This window comes from Burkholderia sp. RS01, assembly GCF_039748055.1.
In the GTDB taxonomy this organism is placed as follows: domain Bacteria; phylum Actinomycetota; class Actinomycetes; order Actinomycetales; family Micrococcaceae; genus Arthrobacter.
The window spans coordinates 145,440-163,068 of the sequence record NZ_JBDLAK010000005.1; the positions used below are offsets into that span (position 1 = coordinate 145,440).

Below are 17,629 nucleotides of genomic sequence, written 5' to 3' on the forward strand. Positions count from 1 at the left end.
CCGCCCCGGACCGGGCGGGCTTACCGGCTGTCCGTTCCGGCCGCGCGCAGTATCCGGTGCAGGCTCAGCAGGATGGATTCCGCGGCGCTCGGTCCGTCCGCGTCGGCGTCCTCAGAGGTGATGCGCTCTTCGAGGACGCCGACCGCGGCGTGTGCAGCACTCAGCAGCTCAGCCTGCCGGCCGGCATCGTCCTCCTCCGCGGCGCGGAGCACTTCACTGACTGCGGACAGGGCGCCCGCCAGCGGTTCGCTGTACGGCAGCGGAATGGTGAAGGGCATGTCCTCGTTCCAGATCACGTCAGTCAGCACCTCGGTCATATCCTGGATGTGGAACGTGACGCGCTCCAGGGCGCGGACGCTGCGGTAATCCAGGTTCAGGTCGCGGGGATGGAAACGGCGGCGGGGGTTGGCCTCCCTGCTGGCATCGGCTTTTTCGACGGCGGCGCGGACGGACCGGGCCGACCGGGCCAGCTCCTCCGACCTGCGGGACCACTCCTGGTGCTCCGGCGGCCACTTTTCGTGCACCGCCTCGCCCATGTCTGATAGTTGGCGGGCCAACGCGAGACGGAGTTCTGCCAGGCTCAGGGCCGCTGCGTTGAAGTGCAGGGGCGGGAACACGAGCATGTTGACAACGATGCCCACCGCCACGCCAAAGCCCATCTGGAGCAGGTAACCGAACGAGAAGTCGTCCGGGTTGCGTCCGCCCACGAGCAAGACCAGCAGTGCCGCCGTCGGGATCCAGTCCCGGCCCGCGCCCAGGCGGGGGAGCCCGGCGAGCAGGACACCGAGCGCCATCACGATGCCCACGGTGAGCGGTGTGGCGCCAAAGCTGATCAGGAGGAACGCAAGGCCTATGCCCGCCGCCAGTCCCACGAGCGTTTGCAGGCCTTGCCGCATGGAGCCGGCTACGTTTTCGTACATGGCCACGAGCGCCCCAAGCGGAGCATAGTAGGGATAGTGCGCCGCAGCGCCCGGCATGAGCGGGGCGATCATGAACGCGAGGCCCGCGGCCAGGCCCGCCTTGGCTGCCAGCTGCAGCCGCGGCGCCGCAAGGGCGCGGGCCACACTTCCTGCAGAGAGCCGCCAGAGTTTCCGGGGCAGCGGTTCCCGGGCCGTTGTGTTCTGCGTCGAGGTGCTCATCCGGCCCAACAGTAGGGGCGCTGCCGGTGTGCGGCAAGTGGACTAACTCTCACGGCAGGGCCGGGTGAACCTGCGGCAAGCCGTAATCTGCGTTCAGGAAGCCCCGTGTCCCGCGGCCACTTCCTCCCCGGCTTTGACGGGGCCGGGAGGCGTTCCCTCCCCGAAGGGGCGCCCGCCCAGGGCCTCGCGGCCGTGCGGCGCCAGCCATCCGGACAAGTCCGGGCCGGCCGGGATGACGCGTGTGGGATTGATGTCCTCGTGGACGACGTAGTAGTGCTGCTTGATCTGCACGAAGTCGGTGGTGTCCCCGAAACCGGGCGTCTGGAAGAGATCCCTGGCATAGGCCCACAGAACCGGCATCTCGCTGAGTTTGTTCCGGTTGCACTTGAAATGGCCGTGGTAGACGGCATCGAACCGGGCCAGCGTCGTGAAGAGGCGGACGTCAGCTTCGGTGATCGAGTCGCCGACGAGATACCGCCGGGTGCCGAGCCGTTCCTCAAGCCAGTCCATGGCCGTCCACAGGCGGCTGTAGGCCGACTCGTAGGCCTCCTGCGAGCCGGCGAAACCGCACCGGTACACGCCGTTGTTAACCTCCGTGAAGATACGCTTGTTGACGCGGTCAATCTCCTCGCGCAGGTGGTCCGGATAAAGCTGGGGCGCTCCGGGGCGGTGGAACTCCGTCCACTCGGTGGAAAAGTCCAGCGTGATCCGCGGAAAGTCGTTCGTGACCACCGCTCCCGTGGCGATGTCCACCATGGCGGGCACGGTTATGCCTCGCGGATAGTCCGGGAACCGGCGGAAGTACGCGTCCTGCAGGCGCTCGATTTCCAGCACCGGGTCCTTGCCGTCCGGATCCAGGTCGAAGGTCCAGGACCGGGCATCGTGGGTGGGGCCGGGCTGACCCAACGAGATGACCTCTTCCAGGCCCAGAAGCCGTCGGACGATCACCGCCCGGTTCGCCCACGGGCAGGCGCGTGCGGCTACCAGCCGGTAGCGGCCGGGGGCCACGGGCCAGCCTGGCTCACCGTTCGGTCCCGGCTTGCCCTCGCGGGTAATGCGGTCCTCGATGTAGTTAGTGTCCCGGTTGAAGTCGCCACCGGTGACATACGATCCCTTGGTGCTGTGTTCATCGACGGTGCTGTGCTCTTCGAGGGTGCTGGACTTCTCGCTCATAGGTCCAGCCTATGTCGCCGCGGCAAGAACCTTCGAAATCGGCTGCCACGCCACCAACCAGGACGCCCCGACAAGTATGGCAAAGAGGACGATCCATACCCCCGAGGGCACGGCCGTGGCGCGGTAGAGGATGTAGGCGTCGGAGGTCCGCAACTGGTCGCGGCGGCGGAGGTGGACGTTCGTGAGCTTGGCCAGGTCGCGGACTGAGGCGACGAGCAGGGCCAGCCCCAGGATGATTGCGATATGGCCGGTAAAAGCAGCGGGCACGGCAATGATCGTGGTGGCCGAGGCAAGGACGGCCGCCAGGAGGATGAAGACGCCGGCGACGTTGCGGATGAACATCAGGGATGCCAGCAGAATCAGCAGCCCGGTGGACATGGCAGCAGGCCCCCACCCGGTGAAGCCGGACCAGACCAGCGCTGCACCCGCCATGCCGGGAACGGGATACCCCCAAAACCCTGACCATACGGCGGCGAACCGGCCGCGGGTGTAGGAGGTGGTGGTGCCGGAGTGGTTGAGCCGAAGCTGGATGCCGCCGAGCCGCTGGCCACTGGTAAGCGCGGCAAATGCGTGCCCCAGTTCATGGGTTACGGTCGCAAACAGCCCGAAGTACCGCCACGTGGCGCGCGGGACGGAGAGAATTGCGGCGATCACGACGACGGCGAGGAGTTCGGTAACGGTCACCGCGGGAATGTCGGACTGCGCGAAGCCGGAAGCCACGCGGTCCCACCACAGTTGCGGGAGGGACGGGGCAGCTGCTTCGAAGTAAACCATAGGACTCTAGGCTACCGCCGGACTACTTCACGTTGAGTCGTCCCGGTTTGAGGCCTGCCGTTTTCAGGGCGGTCAACCCCAGCGCCACTCCGGCTGCGGTTCCGCCGTGAGGGTGGTTGGCATGGGCGATGATGATATCCCCGGGCTTGGCTGCGGCGACTTCGCCAAGAACAACCGGCGCAGGGTAGGTGGCACCGCCGTCGCCGTTGATGCTGAATGACACGGGGATCAGCCCGAGCTCCCTGACTATGGCGGCCGAGGCCTCGTCGAAGTAGGCGGTTCCGGGGCGGAAGTACCTGGCAGGCTTGCCCGTGAGCCGGTACAGTGCAGCCTGGTTGACCATGACTTCGTCGTAGACCTCCGCCGGGCTGGCGGTGCCCTGGATTCCGTACGCGCTGCGGCCGGAAACCGAGAGCGGAACATGCTTGGTGCCGTGGTTGCCGATCTCGAAGAGAGGGTTTTCGGCCAGGGATCTGGCAACTCCGGGATTTGCCTGGATCCACCGGAAATTGAGGAAGAACGTGGCCCGGGTTCGCGTACGTTGAAGCGTGTCGATGAGTTCCCGGTCCACGCCGTCGCCCCCGGGCCCGCCGCAGCAGTCAAAGGTCAGGGCGATCCTGCGGCCGCGGCCCGTGAGGTTCGTGGCGGTCCCCGGCACATAGAGCCCCCATGTGCCGGGTGCCTTGCCCGTGAAATCAGCCACGATGCGGGCCTTGGCAGGCGCGGCGGCCGCGGGCCGGCGGCTGGGAGCCGGGCCGGGCGGACCATAGGTCCCCGGAAGAAGGGCCGATGCCGTCTGGGAAACCTGCGTTTGAGGATCCGGCAGGGGACGCACGGCAGGCGGGGTCGTCGTCGGACGTTTTCGTGCAGTGGCCGTGGCCGGTGGGGCGACGGGAGATGCCGCTGCGCTGCCGGTGCCTTCGCTTCGGTTTGCAGGACCGCAGCCGTTGAGGGCCACGGCTACTGAGGCGAGGGTGAAAAGCCGGCGGCCTATTTTCGCGTTCCGACGATTTCGGCCATGCAGTTCCATGTGTTCATTCCTCCCCAGGCCGGGTGGTGGCCCCCAACCCTCACAACCATAACCGGAAATTTGCGCCTTCCGGCTGCGGCATGCCGGTGAACCGGGAGCGGTGCCCCGGCCGGTGCGGCGACGCGGCCGCCGCGGGCTGGGTCCTAGTGGGAACCCGTGGCCGGGTACACCATTGAACTACTGAACGCTGTTGAAAGGACGAAAACCATGAGCACCCTGAAGGAACGCCTGCACGCTGACGTCGTTGTCCACATGAAGGACGGCAACCGGGTGGCGCTCACCACGGTGCGCAATGTGCTGGGCGAGATCGAAACGCGTGAGAAGTCGGGCAAGACGCCAACCGAACTGGATGACACCCAGGTGACTGCTCTGCTGCAGAAGGAAGCCGCGAAGCGCCATGACACGGCGCGCATCTACACGGAGGCCGGCGAGGACGGGCGTGCCGCCGCCGAACTCGCAGAAGCCGAGGTCATCGAGGCGTACCTGCCGCAGCCGCTGACTGCCGCGGAGGTGGAAGGAATAGTTGACGAGGCGATCGACGCCCTGAAAGCCGAAGGGGCGGAGCTGTCCATCCGGCACATGGGCGCCGTGATGAAGCCCGTCACGGCCAAGGTCGCCGGGCGCTTCGACGGCAAGGCCGTCAGCGAGATCGTTCGCAGCCGGCTGGGGTAGCCCTCTGGTGTGGCCAGGCATCTACGGACGCAGCGCCCGAATAGCTCCGCGAACCGCAAAACCCGCAGCGCACACGACAGGGACGAGGCCGGCCAGAAGCGCAATCGTGTTAGGCCGGAACACAGGGCTGCCCCCGCTGCCGCGGCTGTAAACGCCGAGCGGGATGACTACGCCGCCCCCGCCTCCGCCCGAAGCACCTGCGCCGTCGGGTTCGGCGTCGGTGCCGCCGCCGAACCCGAACGAAACCAGGGCGACCGGCACGAACTCTTCGCCGTCGTCGAGCCTGACCGGAGCGCCGTAGGCTCTGGCCGCACCAACGTTCTTGAACGCTTCGAGGAGAGAGGAATACGCATCAGCCATGGCACCACCCTAAGCCCGGTGCTGACGGAGCTCCAGAGTGGGTGGGGTAGTGGTGTAGTCACACGCCCCGATGGCATCGCGGGGCGTGTGACCCTGAACGACAGGTGGAGGGGAACCCGCGCCCCATTGTCTCGGGAAGGCGTCGAAGGAACACTGCAGGGATGAGCATTCGGAAGCCAGAGGCGTTTTCGTGGGCTGAGGTCTGCGCCCGGCGGCTGGAGCGGAACGGGCTTGTCCCGCCCGCCGGGCACAGCCGCCCGGCCGATATCGTGAGGGCCATGTGCGGGGCACACGCCCAAGTCCCCTCGGCCGCGGAGCTGTCCACCGGGATACGCTCGCTGGGCATTTCCCAGGAGGAGATCCGTCGGGGCCTGGGGGACGAGCGAAGCCTGGTCAAGACGTACGGACCCCGCGGCACCGTTCACCTGCTGCCTGCCGAGGACCTCCCCCTCTGGACAGCAGCTCTGGGCGCAATTCCGCTCCCTGCAGCGGTCCAGCAACGGTTCCTGACTCTGGCGCAGGCGGAGGAAGTCATTTTCGCGATAGCCGATGCGCTCCGGGCGGCCGAGCTCACCGCGGCAGAACTCGGCGACGCCGTCGTCGCACAAACGGGGCCGTGGGCTGGTGAGCTGGTCATGCCCGCGTTCAACGGGATGTGGCCGCGCTGGCGCGCTGTCCTGGCGCAGGCAGCATTCGCTCTTCGATGCCTTCATCGTGGGCTCCCAGCCCCGCGATCGGCTCTTCGCCGGGGAGGCCGCCCAGCGGGGGCTGTCCAGGGGGCAGGCCGGTAATTTTCCGGTTGTGCTGATTGACGGCGTGGTCGGAGGACTGTGGCACCAACGCCGGTCCGGGCGCAGAGTCGAAATCACGGCCGAACTGTTCCGGCCGCTGAGAACGCCCCAGAAGGACGAACTGATGGCACAGGCTGACCGCATCGGGGGCTTCCTCCGAGCCGATGCGAGCCTGGCCATCGGACCGATTCGGGCGCGAGCCCACGCTTGAGGCGCAGGCCGCCGGCCGGGGAGCAGCGCAAGAGCTACGCCGAAGGGCGCCCGCCGTGCAGGTAGCGTTCGATGGCGTCGGCGGCCTCCGCTGGTCCTCCAGCTCCGCGGACGCGCTGGCTCATGGTCTCCAGGTTTCGCCGGATTTCCTGGTCGTCACTGACTTCGGTGATGACCGTGCGGATCAGGGCGGGTGTGAGCGATTCGGCGGGCAGGCGGCGTCCCAGTCCCAGGTCCTCGACGCGGCGGGCATTGGCTTCCTGTTCCGGCTGCAGCGGAAAGGCCACCAAAGGCACTCCAAAGTACAGGGCCTCCATGGTGGAATTCATCCCCGTGTGTGAGAGAAACACGTCGGCATGGCGGAGGACTTCCAGCTGGGGAAAGAACGCGCGGACGTCAGCGTTGTCCGGTATGTCCCCCAGTTCGGCCACCCCGGTGCGGTCGCCAATGGCCATGGCCACCTGCCACGGGGTGCCGGCGAATGCCTCCAGGCACATCCGGAAGAATTCGGCACGGTCGTTCAGCGGTGTGGTGCCCAGCGAAATGAAGACCAGTGGCGCGGACTGCCGGTCGGGCCGCCATGTGTTCTCGTCCGTTCTTTGGCCAAGGCAAGGTCCCACAAAGTGGAAGCTGGCGCCAAAGGTGTCGCCGGCTGGCTGGAATTCCCTGGGGATGAAGCAGATATTCAACGACGCCGACGGGCCTTCCATGAAGGTGAAATCGTCCAGGCCCTGCTCTGCTGCGAAATCATCGATCAGCCGGCGGACCCGCTTCCACGCTGCCAGCATTTCTTCCGGCGCACGGGCCGGCATCAGCTCCCGCACGGAGAAATGTTCGTTGGTTGCATAGCTCGGCAGCAACGCGACGTCGGGCAGGTCAAGTTTCATGGCTGCCATCTTTCCGGCCAGTGTCATGGCGTCGTAGCACACGGCGTCGGGCCGGTCCGCGGCCAAACGGGCCAACAGGGCGGGGAACTCCTCCCTCGCACGCTCCAGCAGCCGCTCCACTAGTCCAGACATCATCCCCGACGCCAATCCCGCCAGCATCCCCGCCTGTGGGGATGCAGCGCCGGCGCCCTGACCAGGACTGCCGAACCGGGGAAACTGCGCGGCCAGGTCCTCTCCACTCTCAAAAAAGGCGGCGCCGGCAGACTCAACAGCGCCCGCATACTTCGCCGAGGTCGCATACGTGACACGGTGGCCGCGCCGGACGAGCTCGGCAACCACCGGCAACGTCGGATTCACATGGCCCGCGGCGGGCAGGCAAATGAAAGCGAAATGCAATGCGCTGCACCTCCGGCGGGCCGGGACAACCCCATCCTCCGGCCAAGCTGACCGCACCGGATTCCGGGCCTTCAATCATCGTACGTACGTGCCGTTCGGATGGCCATGAGTCTGCTCAGCGCTCAATCCTGACCGCCTCGACGACGTCGTCCTCGTACAGGCGGTTCAGGTCCCTGCGCCGGTTTCTTAGGGTTTTCTTAGAGACCGCGGGCGAGGGTGGTTCGATGCACACTCTTCATGCCCTAGCGATTGCACCTGCCGTGGCATCGTCCGCAGGGAGTCCCTCCGTGCTGGACCCGGCAGCCCTCCTTCAGGGCCTGGGGCCGGCCACCCTCTCTGTCATTGCCTTGATGGTCTTCATCGAATCCGGTGTCCTTTTCCCGTTCCTGCCCGGCGACTCCCTGCTCTTTACTGCCGGACTCCTTCACCAGGAGCTGAACCTGGCACTGCCGGTGCTGATCGGCGTCATCACGGCGGCGGCGGTGGCGGGGGACCAGGTGGGCTACCTGCTCGGACGCAAGTTCGGCCGCCGCTGGTTCAAGGACGACGCCAAAATCCTGAAGACGTCCCATCTGGACAAGACCGAGGACTTCTTCCGCCGCCACGGCGGACCGGCCATTGTGCTGGCCCGTTTCGTTCCCATCGTGCGGACCTATGCGCCGCTGAGCGCGGGGATCGCCCGCTACGGCTACAAGTCCTTCTCGCTGTGGAACATCGTCGGAGCCCTGGCATGGGCCACGTCCGTCACGCTGCTGGGCACCTGGCTGGGGCACTTCGACATAGTCGCCAAGAACATCGACATCATCGCCGTAGTCATGGTTGTGGTGTCCGTAGTGCCATGGGGCATCGAATACCTCAAGCACCGCCGGAGCAAAAAGGCCGGCGACGGCGATGAGGCTGACGAGGGCGCCGTGTTCAGCGGGGACGCCTCGGACGAGGCGCCAGCCGAAGAAGTGGCAAGGAGGAACTGACCATGCCAACGTGGGATGTCGTCTGGCGCTCCTGGACGCTCAACTGGCCGGCCCTTGCGCTGCTGCTTCTGGCCGCCGTGTTGTACGCGCGCGGAGTCCGGGCGGCCGCGAGGCGCGGCATCACGTGGCCGTGGTGGCGGACGGTGACGTTTTACGTGCTGGGCCTGGGCAGCTTCACGGTGCTCAGCTGCGGCTTCACGGGCGTCTACAGCCACGATCTCCGCTGGGTTTTCACGCTGAAGGTCACCTCTTACCTCTTCGTCGTCCCGTTGCTCGTGGCGGCGGGCAGGCCGCTTACCCTGGCCCGGACCTCGCTGGGCACTGCGGGGGCTTCGCGGCTGGAGAGAATCCTGGACCACGCCGTGGTGCGCTGCCTGAGCAACACCCTGGTTGCTGCCCTGCTGGGGCTGGGCATCTTCAGCCTGTTCCTCACTCCGCTGTTCTACACCCTGCGGACCAGCACGCTCTGGGACGTGCTGCTGACCATATTCGTGCCCCTGCTGGGGATGCTGATGGCGGTGCCGATCATCGAGGACGCGTCAACGAAGGCAATCAGTTCGTTGATCATTGTCGAGTTCATCTACGTCTTCATCGAGCTCCTGGCCGACGCCGTGCCCGGAATCCTGATGCGGCTCAGCCCGGGGATCATGGACGGGGCCGGGCGGGCCGCGGCCGGACGCCCCAGCTGGCAGCCCGGTCCTCTGCGCGACCAGCAGATGGCCGGAGACTTGCTGTGGTTCATCGCCGAAATCGTCGACCTGCCGCTGATCATCCTGATGTTCGTCCGCTTCGCCCGCAGTGACCGCCGCGAGGCCCGGACCTTCGACGACCTCACCGATGACGAGCTGGACGCCCTGAACCGGCAGCATTTGACCGGACTCGGCCAGGCCGCCGCCCGGGTTCCGGACCGCGGAGCTGGAATGATCGGACCATGAGCACAACTGACAGGGCAGGGCACCAGCCGACGGAGTACGACAAGCCGGCCCATCATTCGCGTCTTCGGCTCCTGGTGATGGCCGTCGTCGGTATCGGTGCGGCTGTGGCCGTCGGATTCCTGAAATCGTGGTCCTACGCGCCCGCGACGGGCTGGGGTGCCGCCTGCGCCACCTACCTCGTCTGGGTCTGGTCGATCATCGGCGGACTGAACGCGGGGGCCACAGCGGCGCACTCCCGGCGCGACGATCCCGGCCGGGCCGCCTCGGATGCCCTCGTGCTCGCAGCAACGATTGCCAGCTTCGGCGGGGTCGCGCTGATCCTGCTCGACGCCTCCACCACGGAAGGCGGCGGGAAATCGGCCATCATCGCCCTGGCGCTCGGCAGCGTGGCGCTGTCCTGGTTCCTGGTGCACACGCTCTTCGCCCTGCGCTACGCGTCGATTTACTACCGGGACAAGTCCGGGGTGGACTTCAACGAGGACAGGCAGCCGCGCTACCTGGACTTCGCCTACCTGTCCTTCACCGTCGGCATGTGTTTCCAGGTCTCCGACACCGACCTGAAAACCGACGCCATCCGCGGCACCGTGCTGCGCCACGCCCTGCTGTCATATCTGCTGGGAGCCATTGTGCTGGCCACCACCATCAACCTCGTCTCCGGCTTGGTCCGCTGAAGGCCTGCCCGAGGGAGCTGGCGGCAGCTCGTCGTTCGCTGCGCTCTTCGGCAGCGCAGGTGAGTGCGGGCACGAAAAAGCCCCTGGAATCCGTGGATTCCGGGGGCTTTTCCCGTTGTGCGCGGAGGGGGACTTGAACCCCCACCCCCTTTCGAGGACTAGCACCTCAAGCTAGCGCGTCTGCCATTCCGCCACCCGCGCAGGTGGTAATTCGGTGACCCGTTCCGCCTTTCAGCGTTTCGCATCTCTCCGAAGCAGCGAGAAAAACTCTAACACGAACTTTGGGGAAACATGGAATCGGGCCGACTGGGTAGGCTGAACCTACGCGTTCCGGTGGCCACAACCCGCCACAGCCGCCTGAATCCGCATTCCCCACGATATAAGGAGTGACCAATGTCTCACATCCGGCCAGAGGATGAAGTCGTCACTATCTGCCAGGAGCTCATCCGCATCGACTCGTCCAACTTCGGGGACGGTTCCGGGCCGGGCGAACGGGCCGCCGCCGAATATACGGCCGGCCTGATCTCCGAGGTCGGCCTGGAAGCTGAGATCTTCGAATCGGAGCCGGGCCGGGCCAGCGTGGTCACGCGGCTGGCGGGGGAGGACCCCTCCGCAAGCGCGCTGGTAGTGCACGGGCACCTGGACGTCGTTCCGGCACTTCGGGAGCAATGGTCGGTGGATCCGTTTGGCGCCGAACTGAAGGACGGGCTTATCTGGGGCCGCGGCGCCGTGGACATGAAGGACATGGACGCCATGATCCTGTCTGTCCTGCGGGACTTCGCCCGGACGGGCCGCAAGCCCAAGAGGGACATCGTCTTTGCTTTCTTTGCCGATGAGGAGGCCGGGGGCGTCCACGGCTCCCAGTTCGCCGTCAAGCACCGCCCGGAGCTGTTCGAAGGGGCCACGGAGGCGATCTCGGAGGTAGGCGGATTCTCCGCCACCATCGGCGGGCAGCGCACCTACCTTCTCCAGACGGCGGAGAAGGGCATCTCGTGGCTGCGGCTTGTGGCCCACGGCCGGGCAGGCCACGGCTCGCAGATCAGCACCGACAACGCCATCACCCGCCTCGCCGGGGCCGTGACCCGCATCGGCGAATACCAGTGGCCCATCGAGCTGACGGCCACCACGCGGCAGTTCCTCGACGGCGTCACGGAACTCACCGGTGTGGAGTTCGATCCCGACAACCCGGAGATGCTGCTCAAGGAACTGGGCACCGTGGCCCGCTTCGTCGGCGCCACGCTGCAGAACACTTCCAACCCCACCCTCCTGAGGGGCGGCTACAAGCACAACGTCATTCCCGAATCGGCCGAGGCCCTGGTGGACTGCCGGACCCTTCCCGGCCAGCAGGAGCAGGTGCTCGAAATTGTGCGCGAGCTGGCCGGCAGCGGCGTGGACGTCAGCTACGTGCATCAGGACGTCTCCCTCGAGGTGCCCTTCTCCGGCAACCTCGTGGACTCCATGATCGATGCCCTGCACTCGGAGGACCCCGGGGCCAAGGTCCTGCCGTACACGCTGTCCGGCGGAACCGACAACAAGGCCCTCAGCAAGCTGGGCATCACCGGCTACGGCTTCGCGCCGCTCCAGCTGCCGGACGATCTGGACTTCACAGGGATGTTCCATGGCGTGGACGAACGGGTTCCTGCCGAGTCACTGAAGTTCGGCGCAAGGGTCCTGAACACCCTGCTCACCAACTACTGAGCCGCCGCCCCATGGACGCCGAACAGCTGCTGCCCGACGATCTGCTCGAACGCATCCGCGGCAGGGCCGCAGGCTACGACGAGAGTAATGCCTTCTTCTCCGAAGATCTTGCGGAGCTCGCCGCTGCAGGATACCTGAAGCTTTTTGTTCCGGAGTCCGACGGCGGAGCGGGCTTTGGTCTCGAAGCGGCCGCCAGGTGCCAGCGGCGGCTGGCGACGGCGGCCCCGGCCACGGCGCTTGCCGTCAACATGCATCTGGTCTGGACCGGGGTGGCGCGTGTCCTCGCCGAAAGGGGCGACACCTCGCTCGACTTCGTGCTGCGGGAAGCAGCAGCCGGGGAGATCTTCGCGTTCGGGAACTCCGAGGCCGGCAACGACTCTGTCCTCTTCGATTCCCTGACGGAAGCGAAGCCCCGCCCGGATGGAGGCTATACGTTTACCGGCACGAAGATTTTCACGAGCCTCTCGCCGGCCTGGACCCGCCTGGGGATCTTCGGCAAGGACAGCGCGGCCCGCGGCGGCGAGGGCGAACTGGTGCACGGGTTCATGGAGCGCGGCGCGGCGGGGTACAGGATCGTCGATGACTGGAACACGCTGGGAATGCGCGCCAGCCAGTCCAACACCACCGTGCTGGACGGCGCCGGGGTGCCGGCGGACCGCATCTTCCGGAAGCTGCCGGTGGGGCCCAACGCGGATCCGCTGATCTTCGCCATCTTCGCGTGCTTTGAGACGCTCCTTGCCGGCGTCTATGCCGGCATCGGCGAGCGTGCCCTCGCCCTGGGGGTCGAGGCTGCCAAGCGCAGGACGTCCTTCAAGAACGGGGGACGCAGCCTCGCCCAGGATCCGGACATCCGCTGGAAGGTGGCGGAAGCAGCCATGGCGATGGAGGCGCTCTCCCCCCAGCTCACGGAGGTCGCCAGAGACGTTGACCGGCTGGTGGACCATGGAAGCCTATGGTTCCCCAAGCTCGTCGGACTTAAGGTGCGTGCGACTGAAACGGCGCGGACCGTGGTGGATCTGGCCATCCGCGTCTCCGGGGGCTCAAGCTATTTCCGCGGCTCCGAGCTCGAGCGGCTCTACCGCGATGTGCTCGCCGGAATGTTCCATCCGTCGGATGACGAGTCGGCGCACAACACGGTTGCGAACGCGTGGCTCGGCCCGCTCGCGGACTAGCACCCGGGCCTTGCACCCGAGGCCCGGGAACGGGCTCCGCGGGGCCCGGCTGGGCACCTAGGGCTATACGGTGCGCTGCACCTGCGTGACCCGGCGCCGCAGCCAGAAACGTCTGCCGCCGCCCACGTACAGCCTGCTGCGCTCCAACTCCCACTTGCCGTACTCCGAATGTTCAACCAGCCGGCGGCGTGCTTCGGGCAGTGAATCGTCAGGACTGACCGTCAGTACCAGGTACTCGTACTGCCTCACGTAGTCCCGTTCCCGCAGGACCGAGCTGGTCAGAAAATGTTCCTTCATTGCTCTCCATTTTCGTCCTTTTCCCGCTAACGTGAAGGCATGAGCATCGATCCGCGTGTCGCGCTTCAGTCCTTGACCGCCGCTTTGGAAGAACATCTTGTTGCAGCTTCAAACCGCCGGGGTGATGGTGACCCCTCCGTGGAAGCTGCTTTCTTTGCAGTTGCTGATGCTTTCGAAGTCTACGAGGACGCCCTCTATGAGGCATACAACGAAGTGACGCCGCTCCAGGTGTTCGATGACGAGGAAGACGACGAAGACGAAGGCAACGAAGTGGACGACGACGAGGATCTCGAGATCCTGGAGGACTGAGTCCAGCTTTAAGTGCCTGGCCGGAGCCCCGGGACTGAGCAGGTCCTAGAGGGCCGGGGAGCTGCTGGAGACGTCCTCGAGCGCCCGGGCAATCTCCGCGGGCAGCGGCGTCAGCTGTGAATCCAGGATCTCCTTGAGCTGCACCGGGGTTCGGGCGCCGACGACGGCCGTGGCCACGCCGTGCCGCGTGAGCAGCCAGCTGAGCGCCACATCCAGGGACGACCTGCCCAGTCCGCGGGCGGCCATGGCAACGGCCTCCACGACGCGCGACGCCGGCTGTTCCAGATACGGTTCCACGTACGTGGCAAGCCTGGTTCCGGCAGCCCGAGAGTCGGCCGGGACATGGCCGCGGTACTTCGCCGTCAGGACGCCGCGGCCCAGCGGAGCCCAGGCCATCAGCCCCAGGCCGGCATCCTCGACCGCCGGGATCAGCTCGGCCTCGGCCTGCCGCCGCACCAGCGAGTATTCCGACTGGTTGGCCACGAGCGGGAATCCTGCCACGGCCGCGGCTTTGGCCGTCTGCCAGCCGTTGTAGTTGGAGATGCCCGCGTAGCGGGCACGGCCGCTGCGGACCGCGAACTCCAGCGCGGAGAGAGTCTCATCCAGGGGAACATTGGGGTCCCACGCCTGGGCGAACCAGATGTCGACATAGTCGGTCCCCAGCCGGGCGAGGCTGGCGTCGAGCCCGGAGAGCATCGCGTTCCGCGACGCGTCCACCTTCTGCCGTCCGTCCGACGGCGACACGCCGGCTTTGGTTGAGATGACCACTTCCGTTCGGGAGACGACGTCGCCGAGCAAGGCGCCCAGCAAGGCTTCCGCCTGCCCGTCCGCGTAGGAGGCCGCCGTATCCACAAGCGTGCCGCCGGCATCCACGAAGGTCCGCAGCAGCTCCGAGGCATCCTGGTCATCCGTTTCGCGGGCCCATGTCATGGTGCCGAGGGACAGGGCCGATGATCGTAGCCCGCTGTTGCCGATGTAACGCTGCTGCATAGCAGCAAGCTTACGGGGAAACGACCGGCATCATGACGTAGGGTCGAACCGTGAACTGGATTGAAGCGGCCCTGCTGGGTCTTGTGCAGGGACTGACCGAATTCCTCCCTATTTCATCAAGCGCCCACCTCAGGATCGTGGGGTCTTTCCTGCCGAACGCGGCGGACCCCGGGGCAGCCTTCACTGCGATCACGCAGCTCGGCACCGAGACCGCTGTGATCGTCTACTTCTGGCGCGACATTGTCCGCATCGTGATGGCCTGGTTCGGATCCCTGACGGGGCGTGTGTCCCGCCAGGACCCCGATGCCCGGATGGGCTGGCTTGTGATCCTTGGCAGCCTGCCGATCATCGTCCTGGGCCTGCTGTTCCAGGACCAGATCGAGTCCGTGCTGCGCAGCCTGTGGATCGTGGCCACCACCCTCATTGTGTTCGGCCTCATCCTGGCCGTGGCGGACGCGGTCGGAAAGCAGGACCGGGATCTCACCCGCCTCACGTACAAGCACGGCATCTTCTACGGACTCGCCCAGGCCATGGCACTGATCCCCGGCGTGTCCCGCTCCGGCGGCACCATCACGGCGGGCCTCCTCATGGGTTACACACGGGAGGCGGCTGCCCGGTACTCATTCCTCCTGGCCATTCCCGCCGTGTTCGGCAGCGGCCTCTACCAGCTGTTCAAAGTGGTGTCCAAGGACGGGGTCAGCGGACCCTTCGGCCTGCCCGAAACGGCGCTGGCCACGGTCATTGCGTTCGCCGTGGGTTACGTCATCATCGGCTGGTTCCTGAAGTTCATTTCCACGCGCAGCTACCGGCTTTTTGTCTGGTACCGCATTTTCCTCGGCCTGGCGCTGTATCTGCTGCTCGGTTTCAATGTCATCAGCGCCTAGCACTAGGCTTGGGCTGTGAAGTCCTGGATATCCCGCCCCGTTCCTGAACTGCCGGGCACCATGCCCGCCCTCCGTCTCTATGACACGGCCGCCGGCGGTGTCGTGACACTCCAGGCCGACGGCGACCAGTCGATGTACGTTTGCGGAATCACCCCGTACGACGCCACCCACATGGGTCATGCCGCCAGCTACGTCGCCTTCGACCTGCTGAACCGGGCCTGGCGCGACGGCGGCCAGCAGGTCTCCTACGTCCAGAACGTGACGGACGTCGATGACCCGCTGCTGGAACGCGCCACCGCTACCGGCGTTGACTGGCGCGAGCTCGCGGCCAGCCAGATTGAGCTGTTCCAGACCGACATGGAAGCGCTCAACGTGCTGGCGCCCGACCACTACGTCGGCGCCGTAGAGTCGATGCCGCTGATCGTCCCCGCCATCGAGCAGCTCCTCCAGGACGGACTGGCGTACCGCGTCACCGGCACACCGGGCGAGCCAGACGGGGACGTATATTACGACGTCGAGGCCGCCGGAAAGCATGCCGTCACCGTCGACGCCTGGACGCTGGGCGCGGTTTCCGGCCTGCCGGAATCCGAAATGCTTGAGCTGTTCGCGGAGCGCGGCGGCGATCCCGGCCGTGCCGGCAAGCGCCAGGCCCTGGATCCCCTCCTTTGGCGCGTTGCGCGCGACGGCGAACCCCGCTGGGACGGCGGCCAACTGGGGGAGGGGCGGCCCGGCTGGCACATTGAGTGCACGGTGATAGCCCAGAAGTACCTGCCCGCACCGTTCACCGTGCAGGGCGGGGGCTCGGACCTCGTCTTCCCGCACCACGAAATGGGCGCCGGTCACGCCTACTCACTCTCCGGCGTGCCTTTGGCGGAGCACTTTGCCCATGCCGGAATGGTCGGCCTGGACGGCGAAAAAATGAGCAAGTCCAAGGGCAACCTCGTGCTGGTGTCCAAGCTGCGGGCCGCAGGCGAGGAACCGGCAGCCATCCGGCTGGCCATCCTGGCACACCATTACCGCTCGGACTGGTCCTGGACGGCCGAAGGATTTGCGGAGGCCAAAGAACGGCTCGAACGCTGGCGCTCGGCGCTGGCAGTGGCGCCCGCCGGGTCGGCAGCACCCCTTATGGCGGACATGCGTGCATCGCTCTCCGCCGACCTTGATGCACCCGCTGCCCTGGCGGCCGTGGACAGCTGGGCAGCGCTGGCGCTGGCAGGCGGAGATGCGGCTTCAGCCGCGGACCGGGCCCTGGTGAGCGACGCCGTCAACTCGCTGCTCGGCGTCGAGCTCTAAGGGATAACCCGGCGCGAGGCCCTAAGGCTTATCCTTACCCCTGCGCTTGAGGTAGCGCTCGAATTCCCGGGCGATGGACTCGCCGCTGGCCTCAGGAAGGTCGGCGGTGTCTTTCGCTTCTTCCAGCTGCCGCACGTATGCCGCGATTTCCGGGTCTTCGGTGGCCAGTTCGTTGACGCCGCGCTCCCAGGCATCGGACTCCTCGGCCAGCTCATGGGTATCAAGCGGTACCTGCAGCAGTTCCTCGATGCGGTTAAGGAGGGCGAGCTGGGCCTTGGGCGACGGAGCCTGCGCCACGTAGTGGGGCACTGCGGCCCAGAGGGACACGGTGGGAATGCCCGCAAGCAGGGACACCTCGGAGAGCACTCCCACGATGCCCACGGGACCTTCGTACTGCGAGGCCTCCAGGTTCAGCCGCTCGCGCAGGGCGCTGTCATCGGTTGAGGTGCTGACCGGGATGGGCCGGCTGTGCGGCACGTCCGCGAGCAGTGCACCCACAAGGATCACGTAGTCCACGTGGAGGGCTTCGGCATGAACCAGCAGCTCTGCCGTATAGGCCCGCCATTTGTACGACGGTTCGGTGCCCTGGATGAAAATCACGTCCACGTTGGTCCCGGGCGCGCTGGCCTTGTAGATCCGGGTGGACGGCCACTTGATCTTCCGCTCGCCGGACGCCGTGCGCCTGACCGTGGGCCGGGTGAACTGGAAGTCGTAGTACTCGTCGGCATCAATGGATCCGACCTTCTTGCCGCCCCAGAGCTTGTTCAGGTAGCGCAGCGCATCGCTGGCGGCTTCCCCGGCATCGTTCCAGCCTTCGAAGGCAGCCAGCATCACCGTGATGCGCTGGCCCTCGGGAACGGGCTGCAGCAGCTGCTCCGTCTCAGGCTCGGCGGCCGGTTCGGTGGTGTCTCCGTCGTCGAAGCTATTCATCCCTTCACCCTACGTCCACAACCGTTCCCGATGCATTCAATGAACCG

19 protein-coding genes and 1 tRNA gene are annotated in these 17,629 nt (G+C 66.4%); 10 read left to right on the forward strand and 10 right to left on the reverse strand.

All coding sequences use genetic code 11. The annotated features are described in order from the left end of the window. Positions 1 to 20 precede the first annotated feature (20 nt). From ABFP37_RS06795 to ABFP37_RS06810, 4 genes are all read right to left on the reverse strand, one after another. Complete coding sequence (locus tag ABFP37_RS06795; RefSeq protein WP_139362895.1) at positions 21 to 1,139, reverse strand: aromatic acid exporter family protein; 1,119 nt, start codon at positions 1,137 to 1,139, stop codon at positions 21 to 23. A 93-nt stretch (positions 1,140 to 1,232) separates the two neighbouring features. Beyond that, a complete protein-coding gene (locus ABFP37_RS06800; protein WP_078029417.1) occupies positions 1,233 to 2,312 on the reverse strand; it encodes a glutathione S-transferase C-terminal domain-containing protein in 1,080 nt (359 codons plus the stop codon). Between the two features lie 9 nt (positions 2,313 to 2,321). After that, the gene (locus tag ABFP37_RS06805) at positions 2,322 to 3,086 is read right to left on the reverse strand and encodes a M50 family metallopeptidase (protein WP_078029418.1); all 765 of its coding nucleotides are present in this window, start codon (positions 3,084 to 3,086) and stop codon (positions 2,322 to 2,324) included. Positions 3,087 to 3,108: 22 nt separating this feature from the next. Next, positions 3,109 to 3,789 carry a polysaccharide deacetylase family protein gene (locus tag ABFP37_RS06810; protein WP_185982282.1) on the reverse strand — a complete coding sequence of 227 codons (681 nt, stop codon included), beginning with the start codon at positions 3,787 to 3,789 and terminating at the stop codon, positions 3,109 to 3,111. Positions 3,790 to 4,323: 534 nt separating this feature from the next. On the opposite strand from ABFP37_RS06810, the gene ABFP37_RS06815 reads away from it, so the two are divergent. Next, positions 4,324 to 4,788: a GatB/YqeY domain-containing protein gene (locus tag ABFP37_RS06815; protein ID WP_078029590.1), complete on the forward strand. Its 465-nt coding sequence runs from the start codon at positions 4,324 to 4,326 to the stop codon at positions 4,786 to 4,788. Between the two features lie 21 nt (positions 4,789 to 4,809). On the opposite strand, the gene ABFP37_RS06820 is transcribed toward ABFP37_RS06815, so the two are convergent. Continuing rightward, on the reverse strand, positions 4,810 to 5,148 hold the full coding sequence (locus tag ABFP37_RS06820; protein ID WP_078029420.1) for a hypothetical protein: 339 nt from the start codon (positions 5,146 to 5,148) through the stop codon (positions 4,810 to 4,812). Positions 5,149 to 5,309: 161 nt separating this feature from the next. On the opposite strand from ABFP37_RS06820, the gene ABFP37_RS06825 reads away from it, so the two are divergent. Continuing rightward, entirely contained in the window at positions 5,310 to 5,939 is a 630-nt protein-coding gene (locus ABFP37_RS06825) for a crosslink repair DNA glycosylase YcaQ family protein (protein WP_221937557.1), read from the forward strand. Positions 5,940 to 6,184: 245 nt separating this feature from the next. On the opposite strand, the gene ABFP37_RS06830 is transcribed toward ABFP37_RS06825, so the two are convergent. Next, a complete protein-coding gene (locus ABFP37_RS06830) occupies positions 6,185 to 7,489 on the reverse strand; it encodes a macrolide family glycosyltransferase (protein ID WP_260680747.1) in 1,305 nt (434 codons plus the stop codon). Between the two features lie 167 nt (positions 7,490 to 7,656). Between ABFP37_RS06830 and ABFP37_RS06835 the strand changes: the two genes are divergently transcribed. The 3 genes from ABFP37_RS06835 to ABFP37_RS06845 are packed head-to-tail and all read left to right on the forward strand — an operon-like array spanning position 7,657 to position 10,009. After that, positions 7,657 to 8,403: a VTT domain-containing protein gene (locus tag ABFP37_RS06835; RefSeq protein ID WP_078029422.1), complete on the forward strand. Its 747-nt coding sequence runs from the start codon at positions 7,657 to 7,659 to the stop codon at positions 8,401 to 8,403. A gap of 2 nt (positions 8,404 to 8,405) precedes the next feature. Beyond that, complete coding sequence (locus ABFP37_RS06840) at positions 8,406 to 9,338, forward strand: cytochrome c oxidase assembly protein (protein ID WP_078029423.1); 933 nt, start codon at positions 8,406 to 8,408, stop codon at positions 9,336 to 9,338. Further along, positions 9,335 to 10,009 carry a DUF1345 domain-containing protein gene (locus ABFP37_RS06845; RefSeq protein WP_078029424.1) on the forward strand — a complete coding sequence of 225 codons (675 nt, stop codon included), beginning with the start codon at positions 9,335 to 9,337 and terminating at the stop codon, positions 10,007 to 10,009. Before ABFP37_RS06840 ends, ABFP37_RS06845 begins: the two co-directional genes overlap by 4 nt. A 118-nt stretch (positions 10,010 to 10,127) precedes the next feature. On the opposite strand, the gene ABFP37_RS06850 is transcribed toward ABFP37_RS06845, so the two are convergent. Beyond that, positions 10,128 to 10,210: transfer RNA gene (locus tag ABFP37_RS06850), tRNA-Leu, on the reverse strand. A 192-nt stretch (positions 10,211 to 10,402) separates the two neighbouring features. On the opposite strand from ABFP37_RS06850, the gene ABFP37_RS06855 reads away from it, so the two are divergent. Continuing rightward, on the forward strand, positions 10,403 to 11,707 hold the full coding sequence (locus ABFP37_RS06855; RefSeq protein ID WP_078027772.1) for a M20/M25/M40 family metallo-hydrolase: 1,305 nt from the start codon (positions 10,403 to 10,405) through the stop codon (positions 11,705 to 11,707). A gap of 11 nt (positions 11,708 to 11,718) precedes the next feature. Next, on the forward strand, positions 11,719 to 12,879 hold the full coding sequence (locus tag ABFP37_RS06860) for an acyl-CoA dehydrogenase family protein (RefSeq protein WP_347033082.1): 1,161 nt from the start codon (positions 11,719 to 11,721) through the stop codon (positions 12,877 to 12,879). Positions 12,880 to 12,942: 63 nt separating this feature from the next. Here ABFP37_RS06860 and ABFP37_RS06865 read toward each other — a convergent pair whose 3' ends face one another. Next, positions 12,943 to 13,176, reverse strand: a complete 234-nt coding sequence (locus tag ABFP37_RS06865; protein ID WP_078027774.1) for a DUF5703 family protein — start codon at positions 13,174 to 13,176, stop codon at positions 12,943 to 12,945. Between the two features lie 39 nt (positions 13,177 to 13,215). On the opposite strand from ABFP37_RS06865, the gene ABFP37_RS06870 reads away from it, so the two are divergent. Further along, a complete protein-coding gene (locus ABFP37_RS06870) occupies positions 13,216 to 13,485 on the forward strand; it encodes a hypothetical protein (RefSeq protein WP_078027775.1) in 270 nt (89 codons plus the stop codon). 45 nt (positions 13,486 to 13,530) lie between these two features. Here the strand turns inward: ABFP37_RS06870 and ABFP37_RS06875 are convergent, their stop codons facing one another. Continuing rightward, positions 13,531 to 14,475: an aldo/keto reductase gene (locus tag ABFP37_RS06875; protein WP_078027776.1), complete on the reverse strand. Its 945-nt coding sequence runs from the start codon at positions 14,473 to 14,475 to the stop codon at positions 13,531 to 13,533. A gap of 50 nt (positions 14,476 to 14,525) precedes the next feature. Between ABFP37_RS06875 and ABFP37_RS06880 the strand changes: the two genes are divergently transcribed. Together ABFP37_RS06880 and mshC are read left to right on the forward strand one after the other, a co-directional pair. After that, positions 14,526 to 15,359: an undecaprenyl-diphosphate phosphatase gene (locus ABFP37_RS06880; protein WP_347033083.1), complete on the forward strand. Its 834-nt coding sequence runs from the start codon at positions 14,526 to 14,528 to the stop codon at positions 15,357 to 15,359. A 15-nt stretch (positions 15,360 to 15,374) separates the two neighbouring features. Beyond that, a complete protein-coding gene (gene mshC / locus ABFP37_RS06885; RefSeq protein ID WP_347033084.1) occupies positions 15,375 to 16,652 on the forward strand; it encodes a cysteine--1-D-myo-inosityl 2-amino-2-deoxy-alpha-D-glucopyranoside ligase in 1,278 nt (425 codons plus the stop codon). Between the two features lie 21 nt (positions 16,653 to 16,673). Here mshC and ABFP37_RS06890 read toward each other — a convergent pair whose 3' ends face one another. Continuing rightward, a complete protein-coding gene (locus tag ABFP37_RS06890) occupies positions 16,674 to 17,582 on the reverse strand; it encodes a PAC2 family protein (RefSeq protein WP_078027779.1) in 909 nt (302 codons plus the stop codon). Positions 17,583 to 17,629: the final 47 nt, after the last annotated feature.